The sequence below is a fragment of the Curtobacterium sp. NPDC089689 genome, from assembly GCF_044749145.1.
In the GTDB taxonomy this organism is placed as follows: Bacteria; Actinomycetota; Actinomycetes; order Actinomycetales; family Microbacteriaceae; genus Curtobacterium.
Genome location: NZ_JBIVHJ010000002.1, coordinates 632,499 through 658,938, shown reverse-complemented (window position 1 = coordinate 658,938; position 26,440 = coordinate 632,499). Strand labels below are relative to the sequence as shown.

The 26,440-nt window shown below is 72.1% G+C and carries 20 protein-coding genes; 10 read left to right on the top strand and 10 right to left on the bottom strand.

The window, feature by feature from the left end; genetic code table 11:
- Positions 1-99 precede the first annotated feature (99 nt).
- The 3 genes from ACIPYW_RS11325 to manA form a co-directional block, all read right to left on the bottom strand.
- Positions 100-432: a WhiB family transcriptional regulator gene (locus ACIPYW_RS11325; protein WP_400413460.1), complete on the bottom strand. Its 333-nt coding sequence runs from the start codon at positions 430-432 to the stop codon at positions 100-102.
- A 186-nt stretch (positions 433-618) separates the two neighbouring features.
- Positions 619-1,587, bottom strand: a complete 969-nt coding sequence (gene galE / locus ACIPYW_RS11320; protein ID WP_400413457.1) for a UDP-glucose 4-epimerase GalE — start codon at positions 1,585-1,587, stop codon at positions 619-621.
- Between the two features lie 53 nt (positions 1,588-1,640).
- Positions 1,641-2,849: a mannose-6-phosphate isomerase, class I gene (gene manA, locus ACIPYW_RS11315; RefSeq protein ID WP_400413454.1), complete on the bottom strand. Its 1,209-nt coding sequence runs from the start codon at positions 2,847-2,849 to the stop codon at positions 1,641-1,643.
- A 42-nt stretch (positions 2,850-2,891) separates the two neighbouring features.
- Here manA and ACIPYW_RS11310 point away from each other — a divergent pair, with 42 nt between their 5' ends.
- Positions 2,892-4,277, top strand: a complete 1,386-nt coding sequence (locus tag ACIPYW_RS11310) for an O-antigen ligase family protein (RefSeq protein ID WP_400413451.1) — start codon at positions 2,892-2,894, stop codon at positions 4,275-4,277.
- 77 nt (positions 4,278-4,354) lie between these two features.
- On the opposite strand, the gene ACIPYW_RS11305 is transcribed toward ACIPYW_RS11310, so the two are convergent.
- Positions 4,355-5,746, bottom strand: coding sequence for a hypothetical protein (locus ACIPYW_RS11305; RefSeq protein ID WP_400413448.1), 1,392 nt, complete (start codon positions 5,744-5,746; stop codon positions 4,355-4,357).
- 92 nt (positions 5,747-5,838) lie between these two features.
- Here ACIPYW_RS11305 and ACIPYW_RS11300 point away from each other — a divergent pair, with 92 nt between their 5' ends.
- Positions 5,839-7,140, top strand: a complete 1,302-nt coding sequence (locus tag ACIPYW_RS11300; RefSeq protein WP_400413446.1) for an O-antigen ligase family protein — start codon at positions 5,839-5,841, stop codon at positions 7,138-7,140.
- Between the two features lie 199 nt (positions 7,141-7,339).
- On the opposite strand, the gene ACIPYW_RS11295 is transcribed toward ACIPYW_RS11300, so the two are convergent.
- Positions 7,340-8,080 carry a polyprenol monophosphomannose synthase gene (locus ACIPYW_RS11295; protein WP_400413443.1) on the bottom strand — a complete coding sequence of 247 codons (741 nt, stop codon included), beginning with the start codon at positions 8,078-8,080 and terminating at the stop codon, positions 7,340-7,342.
- Entirely contained in the window at positions 8,077-10,566 is a 2,490-nt protein-coding gene (locus ACIPYW_RS11290; protein ID WP_400413440.1) for a glycosyltransferase, read from the bottom strand. The genes ACIPYW_RS11295 and ACIPYW_RS11290 overlap by 4 nt, the downstream gene beginning before the upstream one ends.
- Positions 10,567-10,662: 96 nt before the next feature.
- Here ACIPYW_RS11290 and ACIPYW_RS11285 point away from each other — a divergent pair, with 96 nt between their 5' ends.
- Positions 10,663-11,994, top strand: a complete 1,332-nt coding sequence (locus ACIPYW_RS11285; protein WP_400413438.1) for a glycosyltransferase — start codon at positions 10,663-10,665, stop codon at positions 11,992-11,994.
- 91 nt (positions 11,995-12,085) lie between these two features.
- Here ACIPYW_RS11285 and ACIPYW_RS11280 read toward each other — a convergent pair whose 3' ends face one another.
- Both ACIPYW_RS11280 and ACIPYW_RS11275 read right to left on the bottom strand, forming a co-directional pair.
- Positions 12,086-14,518 (bottom strand): hypothetical protein, encoded by a 2,433-nt coding sequence (locus tag ACIPYW_RS11280; RefSeq protein ID WP_400413435.1) that lies wholly within the window; start codon positions 14,516-14,518, stop codon positions 12,086-12,088.
- Entirely contained in the window at positions 14,518-15,138 is a 621-nt protein-coding gene (locus ACIPYW_RS11275; protein WP_400413433.1) for a hypothetical protein, read from the bottom strand. Before ACIPYW_RS11275 ends, ACIPYW_RS11280 begins: the two co-directional genes overlap by 1 nt.
- Positions 15,139-15,366: 228 nt before the next feature.
- Between ACIPYW_RS11275 and ACIPYW_RS11270 the strand changes: the two genes are divergently transcribed.
- From ACIPYW_RS11270 to ACIPYW_RS11240, 7 genes are read left to right on the top strand one after another with little or no spacing between them, the layout of a single operon-like run.
- Positions 15,367-16,269, top strand: a complete 903-nt coding sequence (locus ACIPYW_RS11270) for an ABC transporter permease (protein ID WP_058726847.1) — start codon at positions 15,367-15,369, stop codon at positions 16,267-16,269.
- A 3-nt stretch (positions 16,270-16,272) separates the two neighbouring features.
- Positions 16,273-17,499: an ABC transporter ATP-binding protein gene (locus ACIPYW_RS11265; RefSeq protein WP_400413431.1), complete on the top strand. Its 1,227-nt coding sequence runs from the start codon at positions 16,273-16,275 to the stop codon at positions 17,497-17,499.
- A 2-nt stretch (positions 17,500-17,501) separates the two neighbouring features.
- Positions 17,502-18,551, top strand: a complete 1,050-nt coding sequence (locus tag ACIPYW_RS11260) for a glycosyltransferase family 2 protein (RefSeq protein WP_400413428.1) — start codon at positions 17,502-17,504, stop codon at positions 18,549-18,551.
- A gap of 59 nt (positions 18,552-18,610) precedes the next feature.
- Positions 18,611-19,786: a glycosyltransferase family 4 protein gene (locus ACIPYW_RS11255; RefSeq protein ID WP_400413426.1), complete on the top strand. Its 1,176-nt coding sequence runs from the start codon at positions 18,611-18,613 to the stop codon at positions 19,784-19,786.
- The gene (locus tag ACIPYW_RS11250; RefSeq protein ID WP_400413423.1) at positions 19,783-20,676 is read left to right on the top strand and encodes a glycosyltransferase family 2 protein; all 894 of its coding nucleotides are present in this window, start codon (positions 19,783-19,785) and stop codon (positions 20,674-20,676) included. The genes ACIPYW_RS11255 and ACIPYW_RS11250 overlap by 4 nt, the downstream gene beginning before the upstream one ends.
- Positions 20,677-20,721: 45 nt before the next feature.
- The gene (locus tag ACIPYW_RS11245) at positions 20,722-21,801 is read left to right on the top strand and encodes a hypothetical protein (protein ID WP_400413420.1); all 1,080 of its coding nucleotides are present in this window, start codon (positions 20,722-20,724) and stop codon (positions 21,799-21,801) included.
- Positions 21,798-23,720: an ArnT family glycosyltransferase gene (locus tag ACIPYW_RS11240; protein WP_400413418.1), complete on the top strand. Its 1,923-nt coding sequence runs from the start codon at positions 21,798-21,800 to the stop codon at positions 23,718-23,720. Before ACIPYW_RS11245 ends, ACIPYW_RS11240 begins: the two co-directional genes overlap by 4 nt.
- Positions 23,721-23,729: 9 nt before the next feature.
- Here the strand turns inward: ACIPYW_RS11240 and ACIPYW_RS11235 are convergent, their stop codons facing one another.
- Together ACIPYW_RS11235 and rfbA are read right to left on the bottom strand one after the other, a co-directional pair.
- Complete coding sequence (locus ACIPYW_RS11235) at positions 23,730-25,559, bottom strand: glycosyltransferase (protein WP_400413415.1); 1,830 nt, start codon at positions 25,557-25,559, stop codon at positions 23,730-23,732.
- 7 nt (positions 25,560-25,566) lie between these two features.
- Positions 25,567-26,430: a glucose-1-phosphate thymidylyltransferase RfbA gene (rfbA, locus tag ACIPYW_RS11230; protein ID WP_400413413.1), complete on the bottom strand. Its 864-nt coding sequence runs from the start codon at positions 26,428-26,430 to the stop codon at positions 25,567-25,569.
- Positions 26,431-26,440: the final 10 nt, after the last annotated feature.

Sequence of the window (26,440 nt, the reverse complement as noted above, 5' to 3'; positions counted from 1 at the left end):
CTGGAGGCACGCGGTCCGTCGCGGACGGCGGCGCGCCGTGAACCTGTGGGAGCCATCACCGCACGGTGTACGCCGGACGCGCACCGTGCCTCCCGGCGGCTACGCCCTCTTGCGGAGCTTGCGACGCTCGCGCTCGGAGAGACCGCCCCAGATGCCGAAGCGCTCGTCGTTCTCGAGCGCGTACTCGAGGCACTGCGCACGGACCTCGCACGAGGTGCAGATCTTCTTCGCCTCGCGCGTCGATCCGCCCTTCTCGGGGAAGAACGCCTCGGGGTCGGTCTGCGCGCACAGCGAGTCCGCCTGCCAGGCGAGCGGGTTCTCCTCGTCGTCGGTCTCCGTGCGGCGGACGCCCGGGACGCCGAGCGACACCGGGTCGACGTGCCAGTCCTCCGGAACACCGGCGCTGAAGTCGGAACCGTTCACCCTGATCACCCCTGACGACTTGTGACGGACCACGACGGGTTGCCGTCGTTGCCTGTAATTACAGCGGTGTGATTCCCGAGAGTCAAGTCGCGGATCATAGAAGCGCCTGACCGTTGCGGCGTGTCATGTCCCCCGTCCTGGCGTGTCGCCCGCGTTCTGTCCGGGTTTCGGGGGACACACCAGGTCCGGACCAGGTCACGCTCGAGCGACGCTCCGGCGCGCCTCCCACGCGCTGGACACCATCTGGTCCAGGGAGTGCCGCATCGCCCAGTCGAGGTCACGGGCCGCCGCCTCGCCCGTCGCGACGATGCGCGCGGGGTCACCGGGGCGCCGCGGAGCGACCTCGGGCTCGAAGGCGATCCCGGTGCCTTTCGCCATCGCGTCCATGATCTGGCGGACGCTCACGCCGTCGCCGCTGCCGAGGTTGTACGCCCGGTCGAGCGGCTCCCCCGCCTCGAGCTTGCGCGCGGCCACGGCGTGCGAGTGCGCGAGGTCGGCCACGTGCACGTAGTCCCGCACGCAGGTGCCGTCCGGGGTCGGATAGTCGTCACCGTTGATCCGCGGGGTCCGACCGGCGAGCAGCGCGTCGAACACGAGCGGGAAGAGGTTGTGCGGGCTGGCGTCGTAGAGGTCCGGCTCGCCGGAGCCGACGACGTTGAAGTAGCGCAGCGACGTCGTGGTGAAGCCCCGGGCGACCTCCATGTCCCGCAGCAGCCACTCGCCGATGAGCTTCGACTCGCCGTAGGGCGACTCGGGCGCCTTCGGGGTCGACTCGACGACCGTGTCGACGTCCGGGGTGCCGTACACGGCGGCGCTCGACGAGAACACGACCCTCGTGACGCCCTCGTCCGCCATCGCGCGGAGGAGCGTCGTCATGCCCGTGACGTTCTGCTCGTACGTGTGCAGCGGACGCTCGACCGAGACGCCCGCGTACTTGAAGCCGGCGACGTGCACGACGCCGGTGACGGCGTGCTCCCGGAGCGTCCGGCGCACGAGGTCGCCGTCGAGGATCGTCCCCTCGACGAACGGCACGTCCTCCGGCACGAAGCCGCGGAAGCCGCTCGACAGGTCGTCGAGCGCGACGTTGTCGATGCCCGCCGCCCGCAGCGCTCGGACGACGTGGGACCCGATGTACCCGGCACCGCCGGTGACCAGCCAACTCATGGTCGTCACGCTAGCGGACCGGGGTGTCCCCCAGCGGCGTCAGACGTGCGTGTTCACGCACCCGTCGCGATGAACACCGTCGACGTCAGCCCGGACGCCGCGTCGGCCTCGACCGTGACGTCGCCCTCGTCCGGTGTGACGTAGCAGGCCTCGCCCTGGCGGAGCAGCGTCGCGCTCGTCGCGCCGACGAGCGTCACCACGCCCTCGGTGCAGATCGCGATCGAGGGGCCGTCCAGGGGCGCGACACCACCCGTGCCGAGGCCGACCGGGCCGCCGTCGCCCGTGACCCGCACGAGCGCGAAGCCGACGCCGTCGGGGGCGAAGCGGTCGACGCCCGGCGCGAGGTGCTCGGGCTCGAGGACCGGTGCCGGGTACGCGGTGAAGTCGAGGACGTGCAGGAGCTCCGGCACGTCGACGTGCTTGGGCGTCAGCCCCCCGCGGAGGACGTTGTCGGACGGCGCCATGAGCTCGATGCCGAGCCCGTCGAGGTAGGCGTGGATGTTCCCGGCGGGCAGGTACATCGACTCCCCGGCCCGGAGCGTCACACGGTGCATGAGGAGCGACACCACGATTCCGGGGTCGCCCGGGTACGCCGCCGCGAGGTCGCGGACCGTGCGGATGTTCGGCCCGGCCTCGTCGTCGGGGACCGCGGCGGCGAGGTCGCTCGCCGCCCGCACGACGGCGAGCGCGCCCTCGTCGGCGGTCTCGAGCCAGCGCACGGTGTCCTCGAGGCCCTGCCCGAGGTGCGCGACGAGCGGGCCGAGACGGCCGGAGCCGGCGTCGAGCCGCTCGACGTCGGCCGTCGTCTCGGCCACCGGGCGGAAGCCGCTCAGGGCCTCGAAGCGCTCGCTCAGCGCCACGACGAGCTCGGGCTTCGGGAACGGGTCCTTGTAGTTCCGGGCCGGGTCGTCGATCGGGACGCCGGCTGCCTCCTCGCGCTCGTAGCCCTCGCGTGCCTGCTCCGGGGTCGGGTGCGCCTGCAGCGAGAGCGGGGCGGCCGCCGCGAGGACCTTGAGGAGGAAGGGCAGGCCGGTGCGCCCCCTGCCGAGGGCGTCCTCCGGTTCCGCGGCGATCCAGTCGAGCAGCGTGTCGGCTCCCCCGACCATCGCCGGGTTCACCACGACGCTCGGGCTGCCCGGGTGGGCGCCGAGCCAGAGCTCGGCCTGGGGTGCGCCGGTGACGGTGCGGCCGAGGAGCTCGGGGATCGCGGTGACGGACCCCCACGCGTAGTCGCGCGGGGTGTTGGTGATGCCGAGGAACATGCGGCGAGCCTACCGGCGGGCGCGCGACGGTACCCTGACGACGTGACGAACACGTGGCCGGTGGCTCGAGGGACGGTTCCGGAGCGGGAGGCGTTCGCGTTCGCGAGCACCCTGCTCGGTGTGGTGTTCGCCGGCGACGCGGTGCCGAACACCCTCACCTGGGTCGGCGCCGGCGTCCTCTGGGCACTCGTCGCCGCCTGGGGGGTCACGATCCTCGTCCGCGCGAAGCCACCGCTGACCCGGACCCCCCGGTCGCTGTGGTTCTTCCTCGCCTGGTGCCTGGTGTCGCTGGTCTGGTCACACTGGCGGTACGCGACCCTGCCGAGCATCGTGGTGCAGGTCGTGTGCGCCGCGGTGGCGTTCGCGGTCGCGTCGACGCTCACCTGGCGCCGCATCCTCGACGCGACGAGCCTCGCGATGCGCTGGGTCCTCGCGCTGTCGCTGCTCTTCGAGGCCTTCGTCGCGGTCGTGCTCCGGCACCCGATCGCTCCCGCGTGGACCGACTACGGGGACGCGAAGATCCCGGACGCCTTCTACTTCTCGCGCGCCGAGCTCTTCACCGGCGGCCGCATCCAGGGGCTGCCGGGCAACGCGAACCTCCTGGCGATGGTGGCCCTGCTCGCGGCGATCGCCGTCGGGGTGCAGCTCGCCGAGGGTCGCATCCGTCGGGCACGCGCCGTCGGGTGGCTCGTCGTCGCCGCCGTCGTGTTCCTCCTCACCCGCTCGTCCACGGTCGCCGCGGCCGCGGTCGTCGTCGCGCTCGTGCTCGTCGTGGCGCTCTGGATCCGCCGGACCCCCACGGACCGCCGCACGCCGCGCTACCTCGTCGTCGCGGCCGTCGCCCTCGTGCTCGCCGCGGTCGCCTTCGTCGCGCGCGGTGCGGTGTCGGAGCTCCTCGGCAAGGGATCGGACGCGACGGGCCGCGGTGAGATCTGGGGGAAGGTCCTCGGACTCGTCGACCAGCACCCGGTCGTCGGCTGGGGGTGGATCGGCTACTGGTGGCCGAGCATCCCCACCCTCGCCGACCTCGCACACCGCAAGGGCGTGACGTACCTGCAGGCGCACGACGCGTACCTCGACGTGTGGATGCAGACGGGGATCATCGGTCTCGTCCTCTTCGCGATCTACGCCCTGACGACCCTGCACCGGGGCTGGGCCGGCGCGACGCGGATCGGGTACGACGCGCGCCTCGAGCAGCGTCCGTTCGACCCCGTGACGCTCTTCCCGCTCCTCGTCGTCGTCGCGCTGCTCGTGCAGTCCGTCGCCGAGTCGCGGTTGCTGTACCAGGGCAACTGGATCCTGTTCGCACTCCTGGCGATCAAGTCGCGCATCGTGCTCGTCGGCGACGAGCCGGTGTCGACGGGTGACGGACCCCGCACGCCGCCCGCCCGCCGCGCGTTCCGACGGGTGCCGTCCGAACGCGCCTGACCTCCGACAGGAGCCGACCGCGGCCCGCCGGGCGGAACCACCGTCAGCGCGGTCGGCGCGGCACGGCGGCACCGCCGTCAGCGCAGTCGGTCGCAGGGCACCTTCGCGCTCCACGGGGCCGTCCGCACCCGGACGAGGTCGAGACCCGGGTCGGCGCGGCAGGCGGCGGCTGCGGCCGGGATCTGCGGCGCCCAGGCCGGTCCTGCGGCCCGGCGGGACTCCGCCGGCGCGTGGTCCACGACCTGGGGAGCCACGCCGATCACCACCGACGCGACGACCACCGCGACCCCGCACCAGCCGGCGGCCGACCCGGCGAGCCGAGCGGCGCCTCCCGTCCGCCCGGACCGTGACGCACCGGGGATGCCGCCCCGTCCGTCCGCCCACGTGACGAGGGCACCGGCGGCGGTGGCTGCTGCGGAGAGCAGCAGCAGGCCGCTGGCCGCCGCGTAGCGCAGCGGACCGGCCTCGGCGAGCGCGGGTGTCGGGTGTGCCCACGGCGAGTCGACGCCGTTCGCGTACAGCGCCGCTGCCCAGACGAGGAACGACGCTGTGGCCAGGGCGATCACGACCCACCGTGCCCGCGCGGGTCCGACGACGACGGCCGCGACGAGCAGCGTCAGGATGACGACCGCAGGGACGACGGCGACCCACCAGCCGTGCGCGAGCACCGACCGGACCACGTCCGTCGCGCCCGGTCGGTACAGTCCGCCGACGGGCTGCACGAACCAGCCGGCCACGACATCGAGCGGCCGCGGGGTCGCGGGAGCCGGGGTCCGCGGGGTGGACAGTGCGACGACCACCTGGGCCGCCGCTCCGAGGAGTGCCACCGCCGTGACGGGCAGTGCCAGCAGGTCCGGGCGTCCGCCTCGTCGGGTGGGACGGGGGAACCAGGCGAGCAGCAGGAGCGGCAGGAAGAGGACCGCCTGCGGCTCGGTGAGCGTCACGGCCGCTGCGACGACGGCGAGGCCGGCCGCCGCCCACCAGCTCCGGGCGCGGTACGCGAACACCCACGGTGCGAGTGCGAGCAGGAACCAGTGCAGGTTCGCGGTGTTCCCGGCGATCTCGTACGGTGCGAGGGGCAGCAGCGCCGGGACGGACGCGAGCAGGGCCCGGAGCGGCCAGGGGCCGACGACCTGCCGGGCGAGCACGAACACGAGCGCAGCTGCCGCCCCGACGACGCAACAGGAGCCGAGCGACAGGGCGAGCGCGTACCGCTCGACGGGCAGCGCCCACGCGGCGTCGACGATGATCCGGGGCACGAGGTGCAGGTACCCGGCGTACGGCTGCAGGAGGTCCCACGGACCGTCGGCCACCCGCTCCCGGAGGAACACGCCGCCGTCCTCCGCCCACACGGTGCGGGCGGCGACCGGTCCGAGCCGCAGCCACCCGACGACGGCGACGACGAGCCCGACGAGTGCGGGGCCGAGGACACCGACGACGGCGGTCCGGACGGTCCCCCAGCGCTGCACGTCGAGAGCGTATCGTCGATATCGCGTTTCGTGGATGGCGACCAGCCGCGGGGTGGCACCTGCACGCCGCCGCGGTACGCGAAGATGGACGGGTGACGGACAGCCGGGTGACCAGACGCGTGCAGGCGCGCCGGTACCTCTCGGCCTGGATCGGGTTCTCGGCGGGCGGGCGGTTCAGCCAGGCCCTCGCGACCGTGATCGTCCTCTTCGCGTTCGGCGAGCCCACCGTCACCGCGCTCGTCGGCGGCGCCGGCACGTGGGCGGTGCTCGTCACCCTCGTGGTGCTCGCCGGGCTCAGCCTCCTCGGTCAGCGGTACCGGATCGAGTGGCACGGGGTGCTCCCCCTGTCGCTGCTCGCGTTCGTCGGCTACTGCGCGCTCAGCGTCCTCTGGAGCCAGTACTCGTGGGTCGCCCTCCGCGGGTTGACGGCCACGGTCTGCTTCGTCGGGCTCGGCCTGTACCTCGCCCTCGGACGCGACCTCGTGCAGGTCATCCGCGCCTCCGGTGACGCGTTCCGGATCCTGCTCGTCGTCGCCCTCGGCCTCGAGGTCCTCTCCGGCCTCGTGCTCGACGTCCCGATCCCCGCCTTCGGCATCCGAGGCGACATCGCGTACGGCGGACCGATCCAGGGCATCGGCGGCACCCGCAACTTCATGGGGTTCATCGCAGCGATGGCCCTGGTCACGTTCGTCGTCGAGTTCCTCACCCGCTCGGTGACCGTCTGGCGCGCCGTGGCGTCGACCGCCCTCGCCGTGATCGCCCTCATGCTCGTGCAGTCCCCCATCACGGGTCTCGCCATGATCGCCCTGGCCGTCACGGCCCTCGCGCTGTGGGCCCTGCGGCACGCACGACCGACCGCGCGACCCGTCGTGAACGGCGTCCTGGGCGCCGCGGTCCTGGCGATGGTCGCGGTGGGTGTCATCGCCAGGCACCGGGTGCTCGCCGAGATCGGCGCGGCGGGCGGGACGGCGACCCGCATCGACCTCTGGGCGCAGATCCGTTCCCTGACCACGCAGTACCCGATCCAGGGTTGGGGTTGGGTCGGCACGTGGCCGCAGGAGGCCGTGGTCCCCTACGTCACCTTCATCGACCCGGCGGGCGAGCGCTTCACCTCGGCGCTCAACGCGTTCGTGGACGCCTGGTTGCAGATCGGGCTCGCGGGCACGATCCTGCTCGGCATCACCGCCGTCCTCGCGTTCGCACGTGCCTGGGTGACCGCGACGACGTTCCCCGGCGTGGCCTACGTCTGGCCGGCGGCGGTCCTGGTCCTCCTCGCGGTGACGAGCACCGCGGAGAGCTACCTCCTGCACGGTGCGGGACTCATGGTCTTCGTCACCGTGCTCGTCGTCGCGGCGCGGCGGCGCTCGTGGCGGCGCCACCTGCCCCGGGTCTGAGTGTCTGACGGCTCGAGGGTCCGAGCGTCCGAGCACCGGCCTGGAGGCACGGCTCGCCCTGTCCGACCCCTCCCGTCCGGCGGGTAGTGCGCCGGGCGCGGTGCGCCGCGTCGCGCGCCGAGTGCGGGTCGCCGCGTCGCGCGCCGAGTGCGGGACGCCGCGTCGCGCGCCGAGTGCGGGTCGGGTCAGCGGGTCGCGGTCAGCGGCGACGCCCGAAGCGGCGCTGGAAGCCCCACTGCGTCACGCGGAGCATCGCCTCCACGACGATGCCGCCGCTCATCTTCGACACGCCGTGGACGCGGTCGCGGAACCGGATCGGCACCTCGACGATCCGCCCGCCCTGCGCGTCGACCCGCAGCGTCATGTCGACCTGGAAGCAGTAGCCCTTCGAGTCGATGGTGTCGAGGTCCATCGCGGCGACCGCGGACGCCCGGTACACGCGGAAACCCGCGGTGACGTCGTGCACGCCGATGCCGAGCACGAGCCGGGCGTACGTGTTCGCGCCGCGGCTGAGGACCTCGCGCCGCAGCGGCCAGTCCACGACCGATCCGCCGGCGACCCAGCGGGACCCGATCGCGAGGAGCACCCCGTCGTCCGAGCGGACCGCGTCGATCATCGCCGGGAGCCGGCCCGCCGGGTGCGACCCGTCCGCGTCCATCTCCACCAGCAGCGGGTACCCACGCTCGAGCCCCCACCGGAAGCCCGCCACGTAGGCGGTCCCGAGGCCGAGCTTCCCCGAGCGCTGCAGCAGGTGCACGCGGCCGTCCTCGGCCGAGACGGCGCGGACGATGTCGCCCGTGCCGTCCGGGCTGCCGTCGTCGACCACGAGCACGTGCGCCGCGGGCACGGCGCCGAGGACCGCGTCGATGATCCCGCGGACGTTCTCCGCCTCGTCGTACGTCGGGATGACGACGAGTGCGGTGGGGTCCTGCGCCGTCACCGGTTCTGCAGTCGACGCTTGATCTTGCCCGCGACGCTCCTGGGGCCCTCGGTCCGGAAGTAGTGCACCGCACGACCGAGGTCGTGCCGGACGCCGTAGAGCTTCTTGCGCTCCGGCACCCGCACCCGCATCTCGTGCGGTGCGACGGCCGTCCCGGTGTCGCGGACGGACTTGTCCGCGGCGCGGACGGGGTTGCGGCAGAACTCGACGAGCGGCGCGAGCACGTTCTCCCAGGTGAACTGCTCACGCACCCGGTCGACGTTGCCGATGAACTCGGTCCGGGCCTTCTTGTCGAAGAGCGCCGTCTCGAGTGCGTCGGCGAGTCCCGTGACGTCCTGCTCGTGCACCGCGATGCCGAGCTTCTCCGCGGCCACGAGGTCACCGAAGGAGTCGCCGGCCGTGGTCACGATCGGCAGCCGGGCCCAGAGGTAGTCGAGGATCCGGGTGCGGAACGAGAACGTCGTCTCGAGGTGCTCGTAGTGCGTGGAGACGCCCGCGTCGGCCTCGAGCAGGTAGGCGCCCCGCTCCTCGTACGGGATCCACGTCTCGTTGAAGAAGACGTGCTTGCCGGTGAGTCCGAGCGCGTCGGCCTCGGCCCGGACCTTCGCGACGATGTCCATCTCGGGCACGTCGGGGTTCGGGTGCTGGACGCCCATGAAGAGGAGCTTGACGCTCGGCTTCTTCGCCGCGAGCTCCCCGATCGCGCGGACGAGCGTGATCGGGTCGAACCAGTCGTAGATGCCGCCGCCCCAGACGACGAGCTTGTCGTTCTTGCCGATGCCCGGCACGACACCCTTGACGCGCTGCACGTCGTGCACGGGCGGCGTCGACGACAGCCCGAACGGCACGACGCCGATGAGCGATCGGAGGTCGGGGTCGCGCGAGTAGGTGCGGGCGTTCACCCGGCCGGAGCCGGCGAGCTGGCCGAGCCAGAACATGCGCTGCCGCTCGGACGCGCAGATGAAGTAGTCGCCGAGCTCGAGCTGGTGGTTGAGCGTGTCGGAGGCGTCGAGGATCTGCCGGTTCCACTGGTCGACGTCGTCGCTGCGGCCCTGCTCGAGCTGCTCGAGGTGCAGCGGGTCGTAGACGTCGACGACCAGGATCTTCCGCGTGGACTCGAGCACGGGGAACAGCCGGAGGGCGTGCCCCTGCACGACGATGACGTCGGCCCAGGCCTCGTGCTCGACCATCTGCCGGGGGTGCCGGTGCGGGACCGTGACGACCTCGTACGACGGGTCGATCTGCTCCGACCGGGTCAGGCTCGCCACGCGGACGTCGTGTTCCTTCGCGAGCTCCTTCGCCATCTGGGTCGCCCGGATGGCGGGACCGGCCATCTTCTCGCCGATGGCGTCGCCCGTGACGATGAGCACGCGCCGGCGGGTGCCGACCTCGAGCACGCCGAGGGAGTGCACGATCTTGTCGTAGCCGGCGAGGTAGTCCTCGATCGGGTACGCCGGTTCGTCGCGGTTGCCGAACAGGCGGAGCAGCTCGCGGTCGCTGCGCACGCGCGTCGCCTGGATCTGCCGGCGCGACTCCGTCATCGACGGCAGCTGCTCGACGAACTGGTCGACGCCGTAGATGCCCGCCATGCTCGTCTTCGGCACGGGGATCGTCGGCACGCCGTCGTCGCCGGGGTTGCGCAGGTCGAGCTCGGTCGAGTCGAGTTCGCCGCGTCCGACCGCGCGACGGACCGCGAGGGCGAGGGACCCGGGCAGCGCTGCTGCGAGCTGCTCGTCGCCGAGGTTCTTGTAGAGCGTGAAGAGGGCGTTCCGCTCGAGCAGGTAGGTCTCGCGGAAGTCGCCGAACTTGTTCATCGACGCGTGGTGCTTGTGGAAGGCCACGGACTTCGGCTGGTACCGGAAGCGCCAGCCGAGCAGGTTGAGGCGCCACCCGAGGTCGACGTCCTCGTAGAACATGAAGTAGCGGTCGTCGAAACCGCCGAGCTGCTCGAAGAGCTCCGCCCGGATGAACATCGCCGCGCCGGTGCCGAACAGGACGTCGGTCTCGCTCTCCCAGCGGCCTGTGTCCGGCGACCCGGCGAACGGCTTGTAGCCCATGCCGTACCAGGTCATCGCGGCCTCGGTGAAGTCGACGTTGACGCCCTCCCAGTCGAGGACCTTCGACGCCACCGCGCCGATGTCCGCGCCGGAGGCGAACGTCGCCATCGCCTCGCGCACCCAACCGGTGTCGGGGCGGGCGTCGTTGTTGAGGAACGCGACGACCTCACCAGAGGACTTCGACACGCCGAGGTTGCAGCCGCCCGTGAAGCCGAGGTTGGCGTTCGCGTCGACGAGGGTGAAGTCGAGGTCCGACGCCTTGAGCCGACCGAGGTGCTCCGGACCGGAACCGTTCTCGACGACGATGACCTCGAGCTTGTCCTGCGGCCAGTCCTGCTTCCGCAGTTCCGCGATGCTCGTGAGGGTGTCGTCCGTGCCCTTGTAGTTCACCAGGACGACGGAGACGACTCCGGCCTTGCGCTCGCTCACGCGGTTCCTCCAGCTGCTCGCACGCGTGCTCGCGTGGTGGTGTCGGTGGCCCGGCGCCGAGGCGCCAGCGGCCGATGACACCCTACAAGGCGGAGCGTGCCCTTCGCCGTCGAGACCCTGGGCGTCGTGCAGAATGACACGATGCCGACGCACGCCATCCCGACCGACCCCGCCCACTCGCCCCTCGAGGCCGAGTACACCGCCATCGCGGCCGGGGCGTGCTCCGAGGGGCCCCGCGGCACCGTGCGGTTCGCCGTGTCGACCGACGACGTCGCCGCGGGCAAGGGCGACCTCTTCGTCGCGCTGGGCCTCGCCCGGGCCCTGCACGCGGACGGGTGGGGCGTCGCGCTCTGGCCGATCGAGCGGTGGGCCGAGGAGGTCCCCGCGGACACCGCCGTGCTCGTGAGCATGATCGAGTCGTTCGTCCCCGGGCTGGTGCCCGCCGGGACCGCGCTCGTCGCCTGGGTGCGGAACTGGACGGCGCAGTGGGCGTCGCTGCCGTACCTCGACGAGTTCGACTCCGTGTGGACGTCCTCGGGCATCGCTCGTGACGCGGTCGCCGAACACCGCAGCGGCCCCGTCGAGGTCGTCCCGATCGCCGTCGACGCCGACCTCTTCTCGCCGCTCGAGGACGTGCCCCGCAGCGACCGCGCGGTCACCACCGTGAACTTCTGGGGCGTCCGACGCCGCGTGCAGGACGTCCTCCAGGCGGTCCGACCGTCGGAACCGATCGTCTGGTTCGCCGCCAACGCCGAGCACGTCGAGTCGTCGCCCGGTGTCGAGCTCCGGCCGATGGTGTCGTACTTCGCGCTCCCGGAGGTCTACCGCGCAGCGGCCTTCGTGGTCGACGACGTCATCGCGCCCGCCGCCGAGTTCGGCACGCTCAACTCGCGCCTGTTCGAGTCGCTGGCCTCCGGCGCGCTGCCGGTGACCGACTGCGCGCTGGGGTTGGACGAGCTCGGGCTGTCCGACGTCCCGGTCTACGACGACGCGGCATCGCTCGAGCGTGCCCTCGCGATGCCCGAGGCCGAGCGGACCACGCTCGTCGACCGCCTGCGCACCGTGGTCTCCGCACGGCACACGTACGCCGCGCGCGCGTCGCAGGTCGGGCCGGTCCTCGACGCCGTGGTTGCCTCCGCTCGCGGTCGCTCCGGCGCCCGCGCGCCGATGCTGCGGTGGGCGACGCTCCTCCGTGAGGAGCTCCGCGCGACCGCCGCCGAACGCGACGTGCACCGTTCCGGTGTCGAGGCCATCAACGAGCGGCTCATCGCCTCCGAGTCCGCCGCCGCCGGGTTCGACGCGGCCCGGCGCGCCGCCGAGACCGAGCGGGACGACATCGCGCGCCGCTACGACGGGCTGACGCACTCGTTCGAGTACCGCACCCTGCACAAGGCGACGCAGGTCGCGCGCCGGGCGCTGCGCCGCTGACGCGCCGACCGACGGACGGACGGAAGGGCGGGAGGCACGGTGCCAGCTGGCACCGTGCCTCCCGTCCGTCAGTGGAGTCGACCCGACCGCGTCAGCGGACGGTGACGCTCTTGCAGACCGACGTGTTCGCCCCGGCGCCCGTGTTGATGGCGTAGGCGCACACCTTCACGCTGGCACCGCTCGTCTGGCTGCCCACCACCGTGCTGAACGCGTGGTTCGTCCCGAACCCGGCGTAGGTCGCGCCGAGCGACTTCGTCTGGTCGGCTGCGATGCTCTTCTTCGCGACGCCGTCGATGTAGACGTGGACGCGCACCGGGTTCGCCGTGTCCGGGTCGATGGCCCACCCGCGCACCTTCACCTGGCCCTTGTCGGGCGACGAGACCTCGTCGAGCAGCAGGGTCGGGTTCCCCGAGGCCGCCGAGACGGTCGCGCAGGCCTTCGTGTCCGACCCGCCACCGACGTTCTTCGCCACCGAGCACACGGTGTGCTTCCCCGGTCCGATCCCGGTCAGGGTCGCGGCGTACCCGTGCCCGCTCCCGTAGCCCGGGTACTGCTTGCCGAAGGCTGCGTCCGTGACGTCGGCCTTGCCCGTGGCGACCTGCTTGCCGTCGACGGTCCAGGTCATCGCGACCGCGGCGGTCGTGTCGGGGTCGTAGGCGGTGCCCGAGACGGCGATCTTGCCGAGACCGGCCGAGGTCGCGGTGCCGATCGTCACCTTCGGCGGACCGGTCGGGGTGGAGAAGGACCGGCACGTGCTCGCGTTGACCGCCTTCGGCCCCTGGTTGATCGCGATGATGCAGAGGGTGTGCTTGCCCGCCGAGATGCCGCTCTTCTCGAGACGGTACGCGTGGTCGTCGCCGTAGCCGGGCTTCGCCGTGCCGAGGCCCGGCTTCGTCTGGTCGGCCCACGGCGATGCGAGGCCCTTGCCGTCGAGGTAGAAGGCCATGCGCACCTTGCCGGTGGTGTCCGGGTCGATCGCCCAGCCGCGCACGAGGAGCTTGCCGGGTGCCTTCGACGCCAGCTCGTCCACGGCGAGCCAGGGGTACCCGGTCGCCTGCTTGACGGACTTCGACGCGACCTGCACCCACTTGCCGTTCGACAGGTCCTTCGCGTGCACCGTCACCGTGCGCGTGCCTCCGGGGAAGCCCTTAACGGTCCCGGAGTACCCGTGGGCGTCCCCGTAGCCGGGCCGTGCCGTGTTCAGGCCGCTCTTCTTCTGGTTCGCGGTGAGCGTCCCGATCGTCTTGCCGGCGACCCGGACCTGCACCTGGGTGGCGGCCGCGGTGTCCTGGTCGATCGCCCATCCGCGGATCGTCAGCGACCCGGCGACGGCCGAGGCGGCGTCGATGGCTCCGGTCGGCGTGCCACCGGGCACCGTCACGTCCTTGCACCCGAGCAGAACGTTCGACCCGGGTCCCGTGTTGATGCCGTACACGCACACGTTGTGCTTGCCGGAGCGGATGCCGGTGAGCGTCGTCGAGTACCCGTGCGCGGTGTTGCCGGCGCCGAGACGTGCCGCGAGGTCGGCGCGCTGGCCGTTCGCACCGAGCGAGGCCTTGCCAGCGCCGTCGACGTAGACGTGCGCGCGGATCGGGGCGGTGGTGTCCGGGTCGGCGGTCCAGCCGCTGACGACGATCTGTCCGAAGCCGCCCTTGACCGTGTCGACGCTGCCGATCGGCGACGAGCCGCCCGTGGGCGAGCCGAACCAGTCGGTGTACATGCGCCAGAAGTTGCGGTTGCCGTAGGCAGAGCAGCTGTCGCCCTCGCCGTAGAGGTTGTTCATCGCGGCGGTGTTCGGCGTGTACGGCGTGTAGATGTACAGCCCGGCCGTCGCCTGGTTCTTGATGTAGACCGTCTTGCGGCCGCACGCCGCGTTCGGGTTCAGCAGGATCGAGTTGTTCCGGCCGGCCTGGTAGGCCCAGTACGTCGGCGAGGCCTGGTAGCGCTTGAACTGCAGCCCTGCCGCGTAGACCTGCTGCGCGAACCCGCGGTAGGCCGGGTCGCACGGCGCGGTGTCCGGGCAGGCGAAGCCCGTGGCGTGCTGGTACATGTAGTTCGTCGGCTTGAGCGTCGAGACGATGCCCTGCTCCTTCTGCAGCAGGACGAGGAGCGCCTTCTGGCTGATGCCGCACGCCGAGCCGACCTGCGCGATGATCGTCGCGCCGCTCTTGGTCCCGCCGGCGATCGCGGCGCAGCGTCCGGCGACGGCCTTGATCGCGGGGACGTTCTGCGTGAAGTCCTTCAGGCACTTCGGTCCCCCGGACTGCTGCCGGCAGTTCGGTGCGACGCTGTTGAGGAACGACTGCACGCCGGACGCGGACATCGCGGACCCGTCGTAGAAGTTCGCGTCCGAGATGATGTTGCCCGGGTCGAACGCACTGGCGGTCGCCGCGGACGCGGACTCGGTCGTGGTCTGCTCGGCGAGCACGGTGCCGAACGTGAGCCCGGTCACGGCGACCGCGAGCGCGGCGACCATCGCGAGCGAGGTCCGCAGGGGACGTCGGCGGGGTCGGGTGGTCTGCATCACGGCACCTCCGCCGTCATCGGGTCGGACGTGGTCGACTTCGACCCGACCGAGTACTGGAGTGTGATCGACCAGGTGCCCGAGGACACCTTCGCGGCCGGGAAGGACACCTGCGCGCAGTTGACCGCGCTCGGGCTGGACTGTGCGGAGCTGGTGGCGGTTCGGGTCGTGCCGCCCTTCGTCGCGGTGAAGGTGCACGTGCCCGAGGCGTTCGTCGTGCCGGATACGAGGCCTCCGGCCTGCAGCGTCCGGCTCGCGGCGTCCCAGCCCGCGAACGTGACGACAGCGGTCGCCGGGAAGTCGGCCGGGTCGGTGTCCGGCTGCGCGGTGTCCCCCGAGCCCGGGAACGCGCCGGGGGTGTCGTCGTCGGACGCGCCCCCGTCGTCGTCGGACGAGCCGGTGCCCCCGCCGGCGCCGGACGTCGCGTCTCCCGTCGGCGCTGCCGAGGCGCTGCCACCGGTGGCGGGAACGGTCGCTGACGGGCTCGACGACGTGGTCGCCGTACCCGTCGGGGACGTGGAGGGAGCCGGGTCGCCGTCGCCGGCGGAACACCCGGCCACGAAGAGACTGAGCGCGCCGACCACCGCGAACGCAGCGATCGGCCGTGATGCGAGGGGCATGCTGACGGGCCGTCCTGTGGATGTTGACAAGGGTCCGGGTTGCGCCCACGGTAACCCGAAAGTGAAGGTTGAGGGTTGAATCCGGGCACAATCACCCCCGCACGGGGTGCACGACGGCTGTCGGGCAAGACGGGGAACGCACCTGTACGCCGCCCGGCCCGCTCCGGCCGGCGCGCGAGGCCCGCCGAGTATGCTGTCCCGGTCCCGCCCCCACGAACGAAGAGACGCATGGTCGATCACAACCGCATGGCTGCGCTCGCGGATGAGCCCCTCGTCGTCGTCGGCGCTCCGACGAGTGCGATCCGAGGGACCTGGCGCGAGCTGCGCGACGTCTTCCGGCAGCGCGAGATGCTCGGCATGCTCGTCCGGCGCGACCTCAAGGCCCGGTACAAGGACTCGGCGCTCGGCTTCGTGTGGACGCTCGTCCGGCCGCTGACGCAGCTCCTCATCTACTACTTCGTGATGGGGCAGATCCTCGGCGCGGCCAAGGGCATCGACAACTTCGCGATCTACGTCTTCACGGGCCTCAGCGCCTACACGCTGTTCAGCGAGATCGTCGCCGGGTCGACCGGGTCGATCGTCGGCAACTCGGGCCTCATCAAGAAGGTCTACGTCCCGCGCGAGGTGTTCCCGCTCGCCAGCGTGGGCGCCGCCCTGGTGAACTACGTCATCCAGTTCGCCATCCTCATCGCGGCGACCCTCGTCATCGGGGTGTTCCCGTGGCACGAGGGACTCGTCTACCTCATCCCGTCGCTGCTCGTGATCCTCGTCTACGGCGCGGCCATCGGCCTCGTCCTCGCAGCGCTCAACGTCTACCTGCGCGACGTGCAGTTCGTCATCGACGTCGGGCTCATGGTGCTGCTCTGGGCATCGCCGATCGTCTACTCGTACGCGATGGTCGTGGACCGGCTCAAGGTCGACTGGATCCTCGCCGTCTACACGAACAACCCCCTCACGCTCTCCGTCCTCGGGATGCAGAACGCCATCTGGCTGCACGACCCGAAGGACGTCGTCTACCCGGAGCACCTCATGCTCCGTCTCGGCATCGCGTTCGTCATCGGGGTCGTCTGCCTCCTCGGCGCGCAGCGGGTGTTCTCCCGTCTGCAGGGCAACTTCGCGCAGGAGCTCTAGACCATGGCCATCAGCACCCCGGTGACCCCGTCGACCACGACCCGGTCCGCCGCACGCCCCGACGTCATCGTCATCGACCACGTCCGCAAGCGGTTCACCGTCCGCAAGGACAACACGATCCGCGAGCGCATCGTCACCCTCGGCCGCGCCGGTCGGAAGCACCGGCAGGACTTCTGGGCGCTCGACGACGTCAGCGTCACGATCCAGGCCGGCTCCACCGTCGGCCTCATCGGGCAGAACGGCTCCGGCAAGTCGACCCTCCTCAAGGCGATCGGCGGCATCATCCAGCCGACGTCCGGGACGGTGTCCCGCCGCGGTCGTCTCGCCGCGCTGCTCGAGCTCGGCGCCGGGTTCCACCCGGACCTGTCCGGCCGCGAGAACGTCTACCTCAACGCGTCCCTGCTCGGCCTGAGCCGGAAGGAGACCGAGGAGCGCTTCGACGACATCCTCGCGTTCTCGGGGATCGGCGACTTCATCGACACCCAGGTGAAGTTCTACAGCTCCGGCATGTACGTCCGGCTCGCGTTCGCGGTCGCCGTCCACACCGACCCGGACGTCCTGCTCGTCGACGAGGTCCTCGCGGTCGGCGACGAGGCCTTCCAACGCAAGTGCCTCGACCGCATCCGCTCGTTCCAGGAGCAGGGCAAGACGATCATCATCGTCACGCACTCCCTCAGCCAGGTGCAGGAGATGTGCGACCGTGTGGTCCTCCTCAACAAGGGCAAGGTCCTGCACGACGGCGACGCGGTGCAGGCGGTCAGCAAGTTCCGCGACGTGCTCGAGGAACGCCGGTCGGACGAGCTGAGCGCCGACGTCGCGGTCGGCCGCGGCACCGTGCTCGGCGCCACCGTGACCGCCGAGGGCAAGGAGCACCGCGCCCCCGTCACCCCCGGCGACGACCTCGTGGTGGACATGGAGTTCGAGCACCTCGACGGCGTCACCGACTGGGAGGCCGCGGTGCAGATCAACAACACCGCGGGCCAGGTCGTCTACGGCACGACGACGGGCATCATGGGCGTCCACCTCGAGCCGCTGCACGGCCGCCGGAAGCTCCGGCTGAAGATCGCCGACACGAACTTCGGGACCGGCAAGTACTTCATCAACGTCTCGATGATGGACTCCGCCGGACGGCACCTGCACGACCTGCCCGAGTGCGACTCGTTCGAGGTGCCCTCGTTCGGCGACGCCGTCGGCACCGTCTACGCGAAGCCCTCGCTCGAAGAGCTCTGAACGTGCCCGGACCCTCCGTGCCGCCCGACGGCACGCGGACCGCGGTCGTCATCGTCAACTGGGAACGTGCCGACCTGACCGAGCGTGCCGCCCGCGCGGTGCTCGACGACCCGACCGCCGACGCGCAGGTCGTGGTCGTGGACAACGGCTCCTCGGACGACTCCATCGCCGTGCTGCGGGCGGCGCTGCCGGACGTGACGATGGTGGTCCGCGACCGCAACGACGGCTTCGCGGCCGGCGCGAACGCGGGCATCCGCGCGACCGACGCCGGCGTCGTCGTGCTGCTCAACAACGACGCCGAACCCGCGCCGGGCTTCGTCGCGGCGCTCCGCGACCACCTGGCGCGCGCCGCGCCCGACACCGCCGCCGTGACGGGCCGCATCCTCCTCGCCGGACGCTGGTCGCGCCTCCCGGCCGGTGCCGTGCCCGCACCCGACCAGCGCGTGCTGCACGACCACGCCGGCCACCGGTGGACACCGGCGGCGGACGGCGAGGTCCGCCTCAACTCCACCGGCGTGCGCGTCGACCGCGACGGCAACGGCCGGGACCGCGACTGGTTCGCCGCCGCCGACCACCGCGCGGACGTCGACGTCTTCGGCTTCTCCGGCGGCGCGAGCGCGCTCCGGCGGAGTGCCCTCGACGACGTCGGGCTGCTCGACGAGTCGCTCTTCATGTACTACGAGGACACCGAGCTCGCCTGGCGGCTCCGCCGCCGCGGGTGGCGCGTCGAGCACGCCGCGGACGCCGTCGTCGAGCACGACCACTCCGCGTCGTCCGGCGTCCGGAGCGACCTCTTCGTCTTCCGCAACGCGCGGAACCGACTCGTCGTCGCGCTCTGGCACGCGCCGTGGTCGACGGTCGGCCGAGCAGCGGTCCGCACAGCGGTACGCGGGCTGCGCGGCCTCGCGTCCGCGCGGGACCGCCGGGAGGCACGGCTCGTCATGGCAGCGTTGGCCGACGTCGCAGGGCACCTCCCCCGGCACCTGGCACGTCGCCTGACCGAGGACCGTCGCGCGAGTGTGCCGCGCCGGTCCGTGGACCCCGGCGCATGAGCCGCGGGCGCTATCCTGGTCGCTCCCCCGTCGACGGCCCCGGCCGGAAGGATCCTCGCGTGCCGCACACCACCGTCCTGATCGACGGGACGGCCGTACCGGCAGCGCTGGGCGGCGTCGGCCGCTACGTCGAGGGCCTCGTCTCGCACCTCGCCGAGCCCGACCTCGACGTGCACCTGGTCGTCCGACCGGAGCACGTCGAGCACTTCGCCGCCCTCGCGCCGTCCGTCACCGTGCACGCCGCCCCGCGGTCGACCCGTTCGGTGCCGCTGCGCTTCGTCTGGGAGCAGACCGGGCTGCCGTTGCTCGCCCGCCGCCTGCACGCCGACGTGCTGCACTCGCCGCACTACACGTTCCCGTTCGCCTGGCGCGGGGGCTCGGTCGTGACCCTGCACGACGCCACCTTCTTCTCGAACCCGGAGTGGCACTCGCGGACGAAGCGCTCGTTCTTCACCTGGTGGAGCCGTCGGTCGCTCCGCAGCCGACCGGTCGTCGTCGTGCCGAGCGCGGCGACCGCGTCCGAGGCCGCACGGGTCGTGACGGGCATCCGCGCCGACGTGCGGGTGGCGCCGCTCGGCGTCGACCGGGCCGTCTTCCACGAGCCCTCGACGGCCGAGGTCGAGGACGCCCGGATCGCCGCGACGATCCCCGAGGGCGCGCCGTGGATCGCGTTCCTCGGCACGATCGAACCGCGCAAGAACGTGCCGGCCCTGCTCGACGCGTACGCAGCGGTCCGGCAGGCCCGCGCGGTGACCGGATCCGACACCCCGTGGCTCGTGCTGTCCGGCGCACGGGGCTGGGACGAGTCCGCGACCGCACGCCTCGATGCCCTGCAGGACGACGACCACGTGGTCGAGGCCGGCTACCTCCCCCTCGAGGACCTCGCCGGCTTCCTCGGCGGCGCAGAGCTCGTCGTCTACCCGTCCCTCGGCGAGGGCTTCGGGCTGCCCGTGGTCGAGGCGATGGCGTCCGGTGCCTGCGTGGTCACCACCCCGCGTCTGTCGTTGCCCGAGGTCGGCGGTGACGCGGCGGTGTACACCGAGCCCGACGCCGAGGCGATCGCGACGACGATCACGGCGCTCCTCGACGACCCGGACCGCATCGCGAGGCACCGCGCGGCCGCGCTCCGACGGGCCGAGGACTTCACGTGGGACGCCACCGCGGCCGTCCACGTGCGGGCGTACGCCGACGTGCACGCCCCGGCCGCCGGCGCGCGCACGGGAGGCACCCGGTGACCGCGTCGCCACGTGTGGCCGTCCTCACCGTCACGTACAACACGGGCGAGACCATCCGCCCGTTCCTCGCGAGCGTCGCCGACGCCTCGTCGACCCCGGTCGCGGTGGTGATCGCCGACAACGGGTCCGCCGACCTCGACGCGCTCCGGGCGATCGGCGAGTCGTACGGCGCCACGGTGGTGTCCTCGGGCGGGAACCGCGGGTACGGCGGCGGCATCGACGCGGCACTGACCGCCCTCGACGACGTCCTGCCCGACGTCCGTCCGGACTTCCTGCTCGTCACGAACCCCGACGTCGTGCTCGCCCCCGGTTCGATCGACGAACTGGTCCGGGCGGCCGACCGGCTCCCCGACGGTGGCGCCTTCGGCCCGCGGATCCTCGACGACCAGGGCGAGACCTACCCGTCGGCGCGGCAGCTGCCGTCGCTGCGGACCGGCCTCGGGCACGCGGCGTTCTCGCGGTTCTGGCCGGCGAACCCGTGGAGCCAGCGCTACTGGTCCACGACCCAGGTCGTCGAGCGCGAGGCCGGATGGCTGTCGGGCGCGTGCTTCCTCATCCGCACGTCGCTCTTCCGGCAGCTCGGCGGGTTCGACGAGTCGTACTTCATGTACTTCGAGGACGTCGACCTCGGGCAACGGGTCGGACGCGCCGGTCGCACGAACGTGTACGTGCCGTCGGCCGTCGTCACGCACACCGGGGCGCACTCGACGTCGTCGAACCGGCGCCGCATGGAGATCGAGCACCACCGGAGCGCCTACCGCTACCTGTCGAGGAAGTACCGCGCCTGGTGGCTCTGGCCACTGCGCGTCGTGCTCCGCGCCGGACTGTCCGTGCGGGCCCGCTGGGTGACGCGCGACGCCCCTACCACACCGAGTGATCGTCAAGACTGAGGATCCACACCGGTAGGATGAACGGGCCGTGAACGGAAGGACACCATGGCCCCCCACCCTGAGCATGCCCGGAGCACGTCGACGTACCGCTTCTACGGCATCCTCGACATCGTCCTGCACACCGAACACGCCGGCTGGCGACGCTACTTCGACAACGAGTACGCGCGCATCTCGAGCGACACCGGCGCCGACGCGGCCGCACTGCGCGTCGACGTCCACATCACGAAGCGGCCGCCGACCCGCCAGCCCGGTGACATCGTGCGGTCCGAGCGCTTCAAGGGGCTCTTCCGGTACTCGTACGTCATCCGCGGCATCGACACGGACCACGTCACGATCTGGTTCCGCGAGCACCCGATCGACCGCGTCTACATGAACGCGATCGGCGTGTACCTGCAGGCGCAGGTGCTCGAGCCGATCGTCTACGCGAAGCTGCTGCAGGAGGACGTCCTGCTCCTGCACGCGGGCGGCGTCGCCTCGACGGACAAGGGCTTCCTGCTCCCGGCGTACGGCGGTACCGGCAAGACCACGCTGTCGATGTCGCTCATGGCGGCGGGCTACAAGCTCCTCGGCGACGACCTGCTGTTCGTCGAGCTCCGCAGCGGCCGGGTCCACCCGTACCCGCGCCCGCTGCACGTCTTCACCTACAACATCCGGAACCTCGTCGACGCCCGCATCCCCACCAAGTACCAGGTCGCCGTGTACACGAAGAACGTGCTCCGGTGGGTGCTCGAGCGCGTGCTGCGACGCGAGTTCCTCATCTCCACGCGCGTCCACGCCGACGAGCTCTACCCAGGCGACGTCTTCGCAGCCGCGGTGCCGTACACGGCCATCGGGTTCCTCCGGAAGACCGGACCGGCGGTCGAGGAGGTCCGGATCACCGAGGACAACGTGCACGAGCTCGCCGACGCGATCGCCGCGTCCGAGGACCTCAACGACAGCATGCTCGCGATCCTCGGCTCGGACAGCCGTCGCGTCGCCGCGTTCCTGTCGCTCGAGCACGACGTCATCGTCCGGCTGCTCCGCCAGTTCGACCGGCTGCTCTACGTGAACACCCGCGCGATGGACCTCGCCCACCCCGAACCGCTCATCACGGAGCTCGAGCGCGGGTCGCTCGCCGCGGCGTGACCGACGCCGCGACGACGCCGGCGTCGACCGGGGCCGCCACGGCCACGGTCGAGCGCGACGACCGGACCGACACGGCGCCCTCGGGTGACACCGGTCCGGAGCCTCGACGGCGTCGGCCGAGCGGCGTGTTCATCGCGAACGGTGCCCTGATCCTCGTCGCGGTCGCCCTGTGCGCGTCGATCGGGTACCGCTCGCGCGCGGTGACGACGAACATCGACGGTGTCTCGTACATGTCGATCGCGCGGCAGTACGCCGCGGGCGACTGGTCGGACGCCGTCAACGCCTACTGGTCGCCCCTGGTGTCCTGGCTCATGGCGCCCGTCATCGGGCTCGGTCTCGGCGCGACGACGGCCTTCATGATCGTCAACGTCGCGACGTGCGCCGCGGTGCTCGTCGTCCAGACCGCACTGCTCCTCCGCGTGACCGGACGCGGCTCGGTGGCGCTCTGGGTGAACGCGGCGACCGTGCCCGTGCTCCTCGGCAACGTCGGCCGCGACACCCCCGACCTCCTCGTGGTGCTGTGGTTCGTGCTCTTCGTGTGGGCGCTCTGGCACGCAGACCGGGCATGGGGCGGCACTGCGCGCGCGATGGTCCTCGCCGGCGTGTTCCTCGGAGCGGTGTGCGCCTCCGGCTACGTCGCGAAGCTGTACACGGTGCCGGTGTTCGTCGTCGTGACGCTCGTCTGGGTCGCCGTGCGGGTCCTCGGTCGGATGCCGGGCAACCGGTCACCCCGTGCGCTCCTGGCCGTCGGGACCGCCGTCCTCGTGACCGCCGTGCTGTGTGCGCCGTGGGTCGCGGCGCAGTCGCTCAAGTACGGCACCGTCACGATCGGCTCGTCGTTCGACGTCAACATCTCCAAGAAGTTCGACCCGTCGGCGGGCACGTCCGCTGCGGGTGACGAGTACCTCCTGCCGACGCCGCCGAACGACTCCGCGGTGTCGGCGACGGAGGACCGCACCGCGTCGCTGTACGCCGCCAACACCCTCACGGCGCCGCGGACGGGCGCGGACGCCGGACCGACGGACGGCCCGGCCGTCGAGTCGGACCGCGGCTCCGGGCTGCTCGACCGTCTCGACTACTACGTCTCGGCCCGCGTCGCCGCGTTCCCGTACTACCTGCAGCGCATCGTCGCGTTCGGCGCCGCGGTCATCCCGATCGGGATCGCCGTCGGCGTCGCGGCGCTGCTCGGCCGCGTGACCTGGCGCCGCCACCCGTTCGCCGTGCTCACCGGCATCACGACCGGCGTGTACGGGCTCGGCTACGCGGCGATCACGACGGTCGAGATGGGGGGCGGGAACGCGCGCTACTACCTCCCGCTGCTCACCGGCACGCTGTTCATGGCCGGGGCACTGCTGCCGTCGGTGTTCCGCGCGATCGGCACCGGACACCGGGTCCGCGCGGCGATCGCGGTCGTGGCGCTGCTCGGGGTGGTGGGGGCGTCCTGGTCGCAGAACGTCTTCATGCGTTCGGCACCGTTCTCGCCGATCACGACCGCTGGTTCCGCCGCGGCTCCGCTCGACGTGTTCGGGCCGACCCTGCGTGCGGAGGACCAGGAACTGCTCGACGGTCTCGTCGCGCAGCAGGCGTTCCCCGCGGGCAGCAGGCTCCTCGGCCGGAACTACCGGGAGACCGTGTCCATCGCCTTCGCCACGGGCGCGCAGGCCTTCGGGCGCTCCGGGCGGGAGTACGACTGGCAGGACCCGTCGTTCGTCGACCTCATGCACCGCGCGGGCATCGACTACTACCTCGACTTCCGCGGCGCGGACCGACCGGAGGCCGACTACTCGGACCTCGGGACGACCCGCGCGGTCGTGGTCGCACCGATCGTCTGCGCCGACGTCGCCGGTGGGCAGCCGAGCCCCTGTCGCGTGACCGTGGTCGAGCTCGACCAGGCCGCGGTGCAGCTCGACCAGGACTGACCCGTCCGGTCAGGCTCCGGCGAGCCGCGCCCGTTCCGACCGGGCGGCCGCGAGCAGCACCCGCGCCCGAGCGTCGAACGAGTGCTCTGCGGCGACCGCGGCAGCGACCTCGGCGCGCTGCTCGGCGCCGGGCCAGGGGTGCGCCGGGTCGAGCAGCGACGCCAGCTCCGACCGTGAGCGCGCGACGGCGAGTGTCGGCGCGTCGAGCACGTCGGCGATTCCCGTGACCGGATCGGTGACGACCACGCCGCCCGACGCCAGCACGTCGAACACCCGGTTCGACACGAACCCGCCGGCCGCCATGTCCGGCCAGTGGTCGTTGAGCACGACTCGAGCGGACGCGTACGCCGCCGCGACCTCGTCGCGCGTCAGGGACGCCCGACCGCGCAGGTGGTCCGGGACGACGCCCTCCCACCCCGGCCCGTGCACCCGGAGGTCGGCCCCGAGCGCGACGGCGTCGGTGACGACCGGTCGTGCTGCCCCGCGCGTCGACCCGATGAAGACGACCCGCCCGGCGTCCGCGCCACCGGCCCCCTGGGATCCGGCCACCACGTCCCCGGGGTGGAACACCGAGGGGTCGGTCGCCTGCAGCAGGGACTCCACCCGGACACCGCTGCGCGCGGAGGCCGCTGCCGCCCACGCCGGCCCGGCCGCGAAGGCGCGGTCGAAGGTCCGCAGCTCGGTGTCCGCGACGTCGTCCGGGTGGCTGATCACCCAGAGCAGGTTCACCGACGCGGGGTTCGGCGGGACGCGGTCGAGGCCGCGCACGACGAGGGTCACGTCGTCCGTGCCGTCGTCGTCCCGCACGTGGGCGTCGCGCCGGTCGATCCGCACGCGCTGCCCGAGGCGCTCCAGGGCGGCCGCGAGCTCCGCGGCGAAGTGCACGTCGCCCCAACCGTCGCCCTCGGGTCCGGCGGGCGCGGCGATCTTCACGGACCACGCGAGCGCAGCGCCGTCCGACCGCTCGCGCACCACCGGGGTCACCGGACGCAGGCCCCACGGCGGCAGCGGCGGACCGCCGACCACGGCGGACGAGTCGCCGGCGTCGATCCATGTGCGCCAGGAGGCCACGACGTCCGCCACGGCGGCGTCGACCGTCCGCCCCGGCTCGACCGTCCTGGTCACCTCGCCGACGTCGCGCGTCCGCACGACCGAGTGCGCGGCAGCGGCGGCAGCGGCGGTCCAGGCCGTGAGCGTGGTGCGTTCGTCCGGCAGGCACGGGGCCGGCACGAGCGCCTGCTGCGGCACCGAGACGGCCGGCTGGTCCGCGCCGAGCAGCACGTCCGTCGTGCGGTCACCACGGTCGTCCGACCACGGCAGGGCGCCGGGCCGCACGAGTCGGGACCCGCGGCGCAGGTCGCCCCCTGCGGTCCGCACGAGCGCCTGGACCGGGCCGTCGGCGGTGCGTGCGAGTGCGGTCAACGCGCCGGCGTCGAGCTGCACCGACGTGTCGACGAGGACGAGGGTCCGTCCCACCCCGGCCGCGACGCTCGCGTTCACCGCGGACCCGATGCCGTCCACGTGCTCCCGACGCGCCCAGGGCAGCGTCGGGTCGAAGCCGTCGCGGGGCGAGGCGTCCGCGACGTAGGACACCGCGCGGACGTCGGCGTCGCTGCCGAAGGCGTCCCGCGCCACCGTCACGAGCCGAGGGACCTCGGCGTGGCGGTCGGAGCGGGTCGTGACGACCACGGTGACCGGCGCGTCGAGGTGCTGCAGGTCGCCGTCCCAGCCGGCGACGCGGACGACGTCGGCCGACGTGGCGGACGCATGGTGGGCCTCGCGGCTGGTGTCTGCCGTGCCCCCGTCGTCGGGGCGCCGCGTCCGGCGGAACAGGCCCACGACCGCGTCAGGCGTCGAGCAGGCGCTGCAGGTACACGCCGTACCCGCCCTTGACGAGCGGTGCCGCGAGCTCGGCGAGCTGCGCGTCGTCGATCCAGCCGTTGCGCCAGGCGATCTCCTCGATGCAGCCGATCTTGAAGCCCTGCCGGTCCTCGATCACCTTCACGTACTCGGAGGCCTGCATCATCGACTCGAACGTGCCGGTGTCGAGCCAGGCGGTGCCGCGGTCGAGGACCTGCACGCCGAGCTCCCCCGCCTCGAGGTAGCGCTCGTTGACGGTCGAGATCTCGAGCTCGCCACGCGCGCTCGGTTCGATCGTCTTGGCGATCTCGATGACCTCGTTGTCGTAGAAGTACAGACCGGGCACCGCGTAGTTCGACTTCGGCTCGGTCGGCTTCTCCTCGATGGAGACGGCCGTGAAGTCGTCGTCGAACTCGACCACGCCGTACGCGGTCGGGTCGGCCACGTGGTACGCGAAGATCGTGGCGCCCTGCACCTCGGTGTTCTTCCGGAGGTTCGTGCCGAGGCCCGTGCCGTGGAAGATGTTGTCGCCGAGGACGAGCGCGACGCTGTCGTCGCCGATGAAGTCCTCGCCGATGACGAACGCCTGCGCGAGGCCGTCCGGGCTCGGCTGCACGGCGTACTGGATGTCCATGCCGAGCGCGGAGCCGTCGCCGAGGAGTGCCTTGAACTGCTCGTTGTACTCCGGCGTCGTGATCACCAGCACCTCACGGATGCCGGCCATCATGAGCGTCGACAGCGGGTAGTAGACCATCGGCTTGTCGTAGATCGGCATGAGCTGCTTGCTGATGCCCTTGGTGATCGGCCAGAGCCGGGTGCCGGAGCCGCCGGCGAGGATGATGCCCTTCACGTCGAGCCCC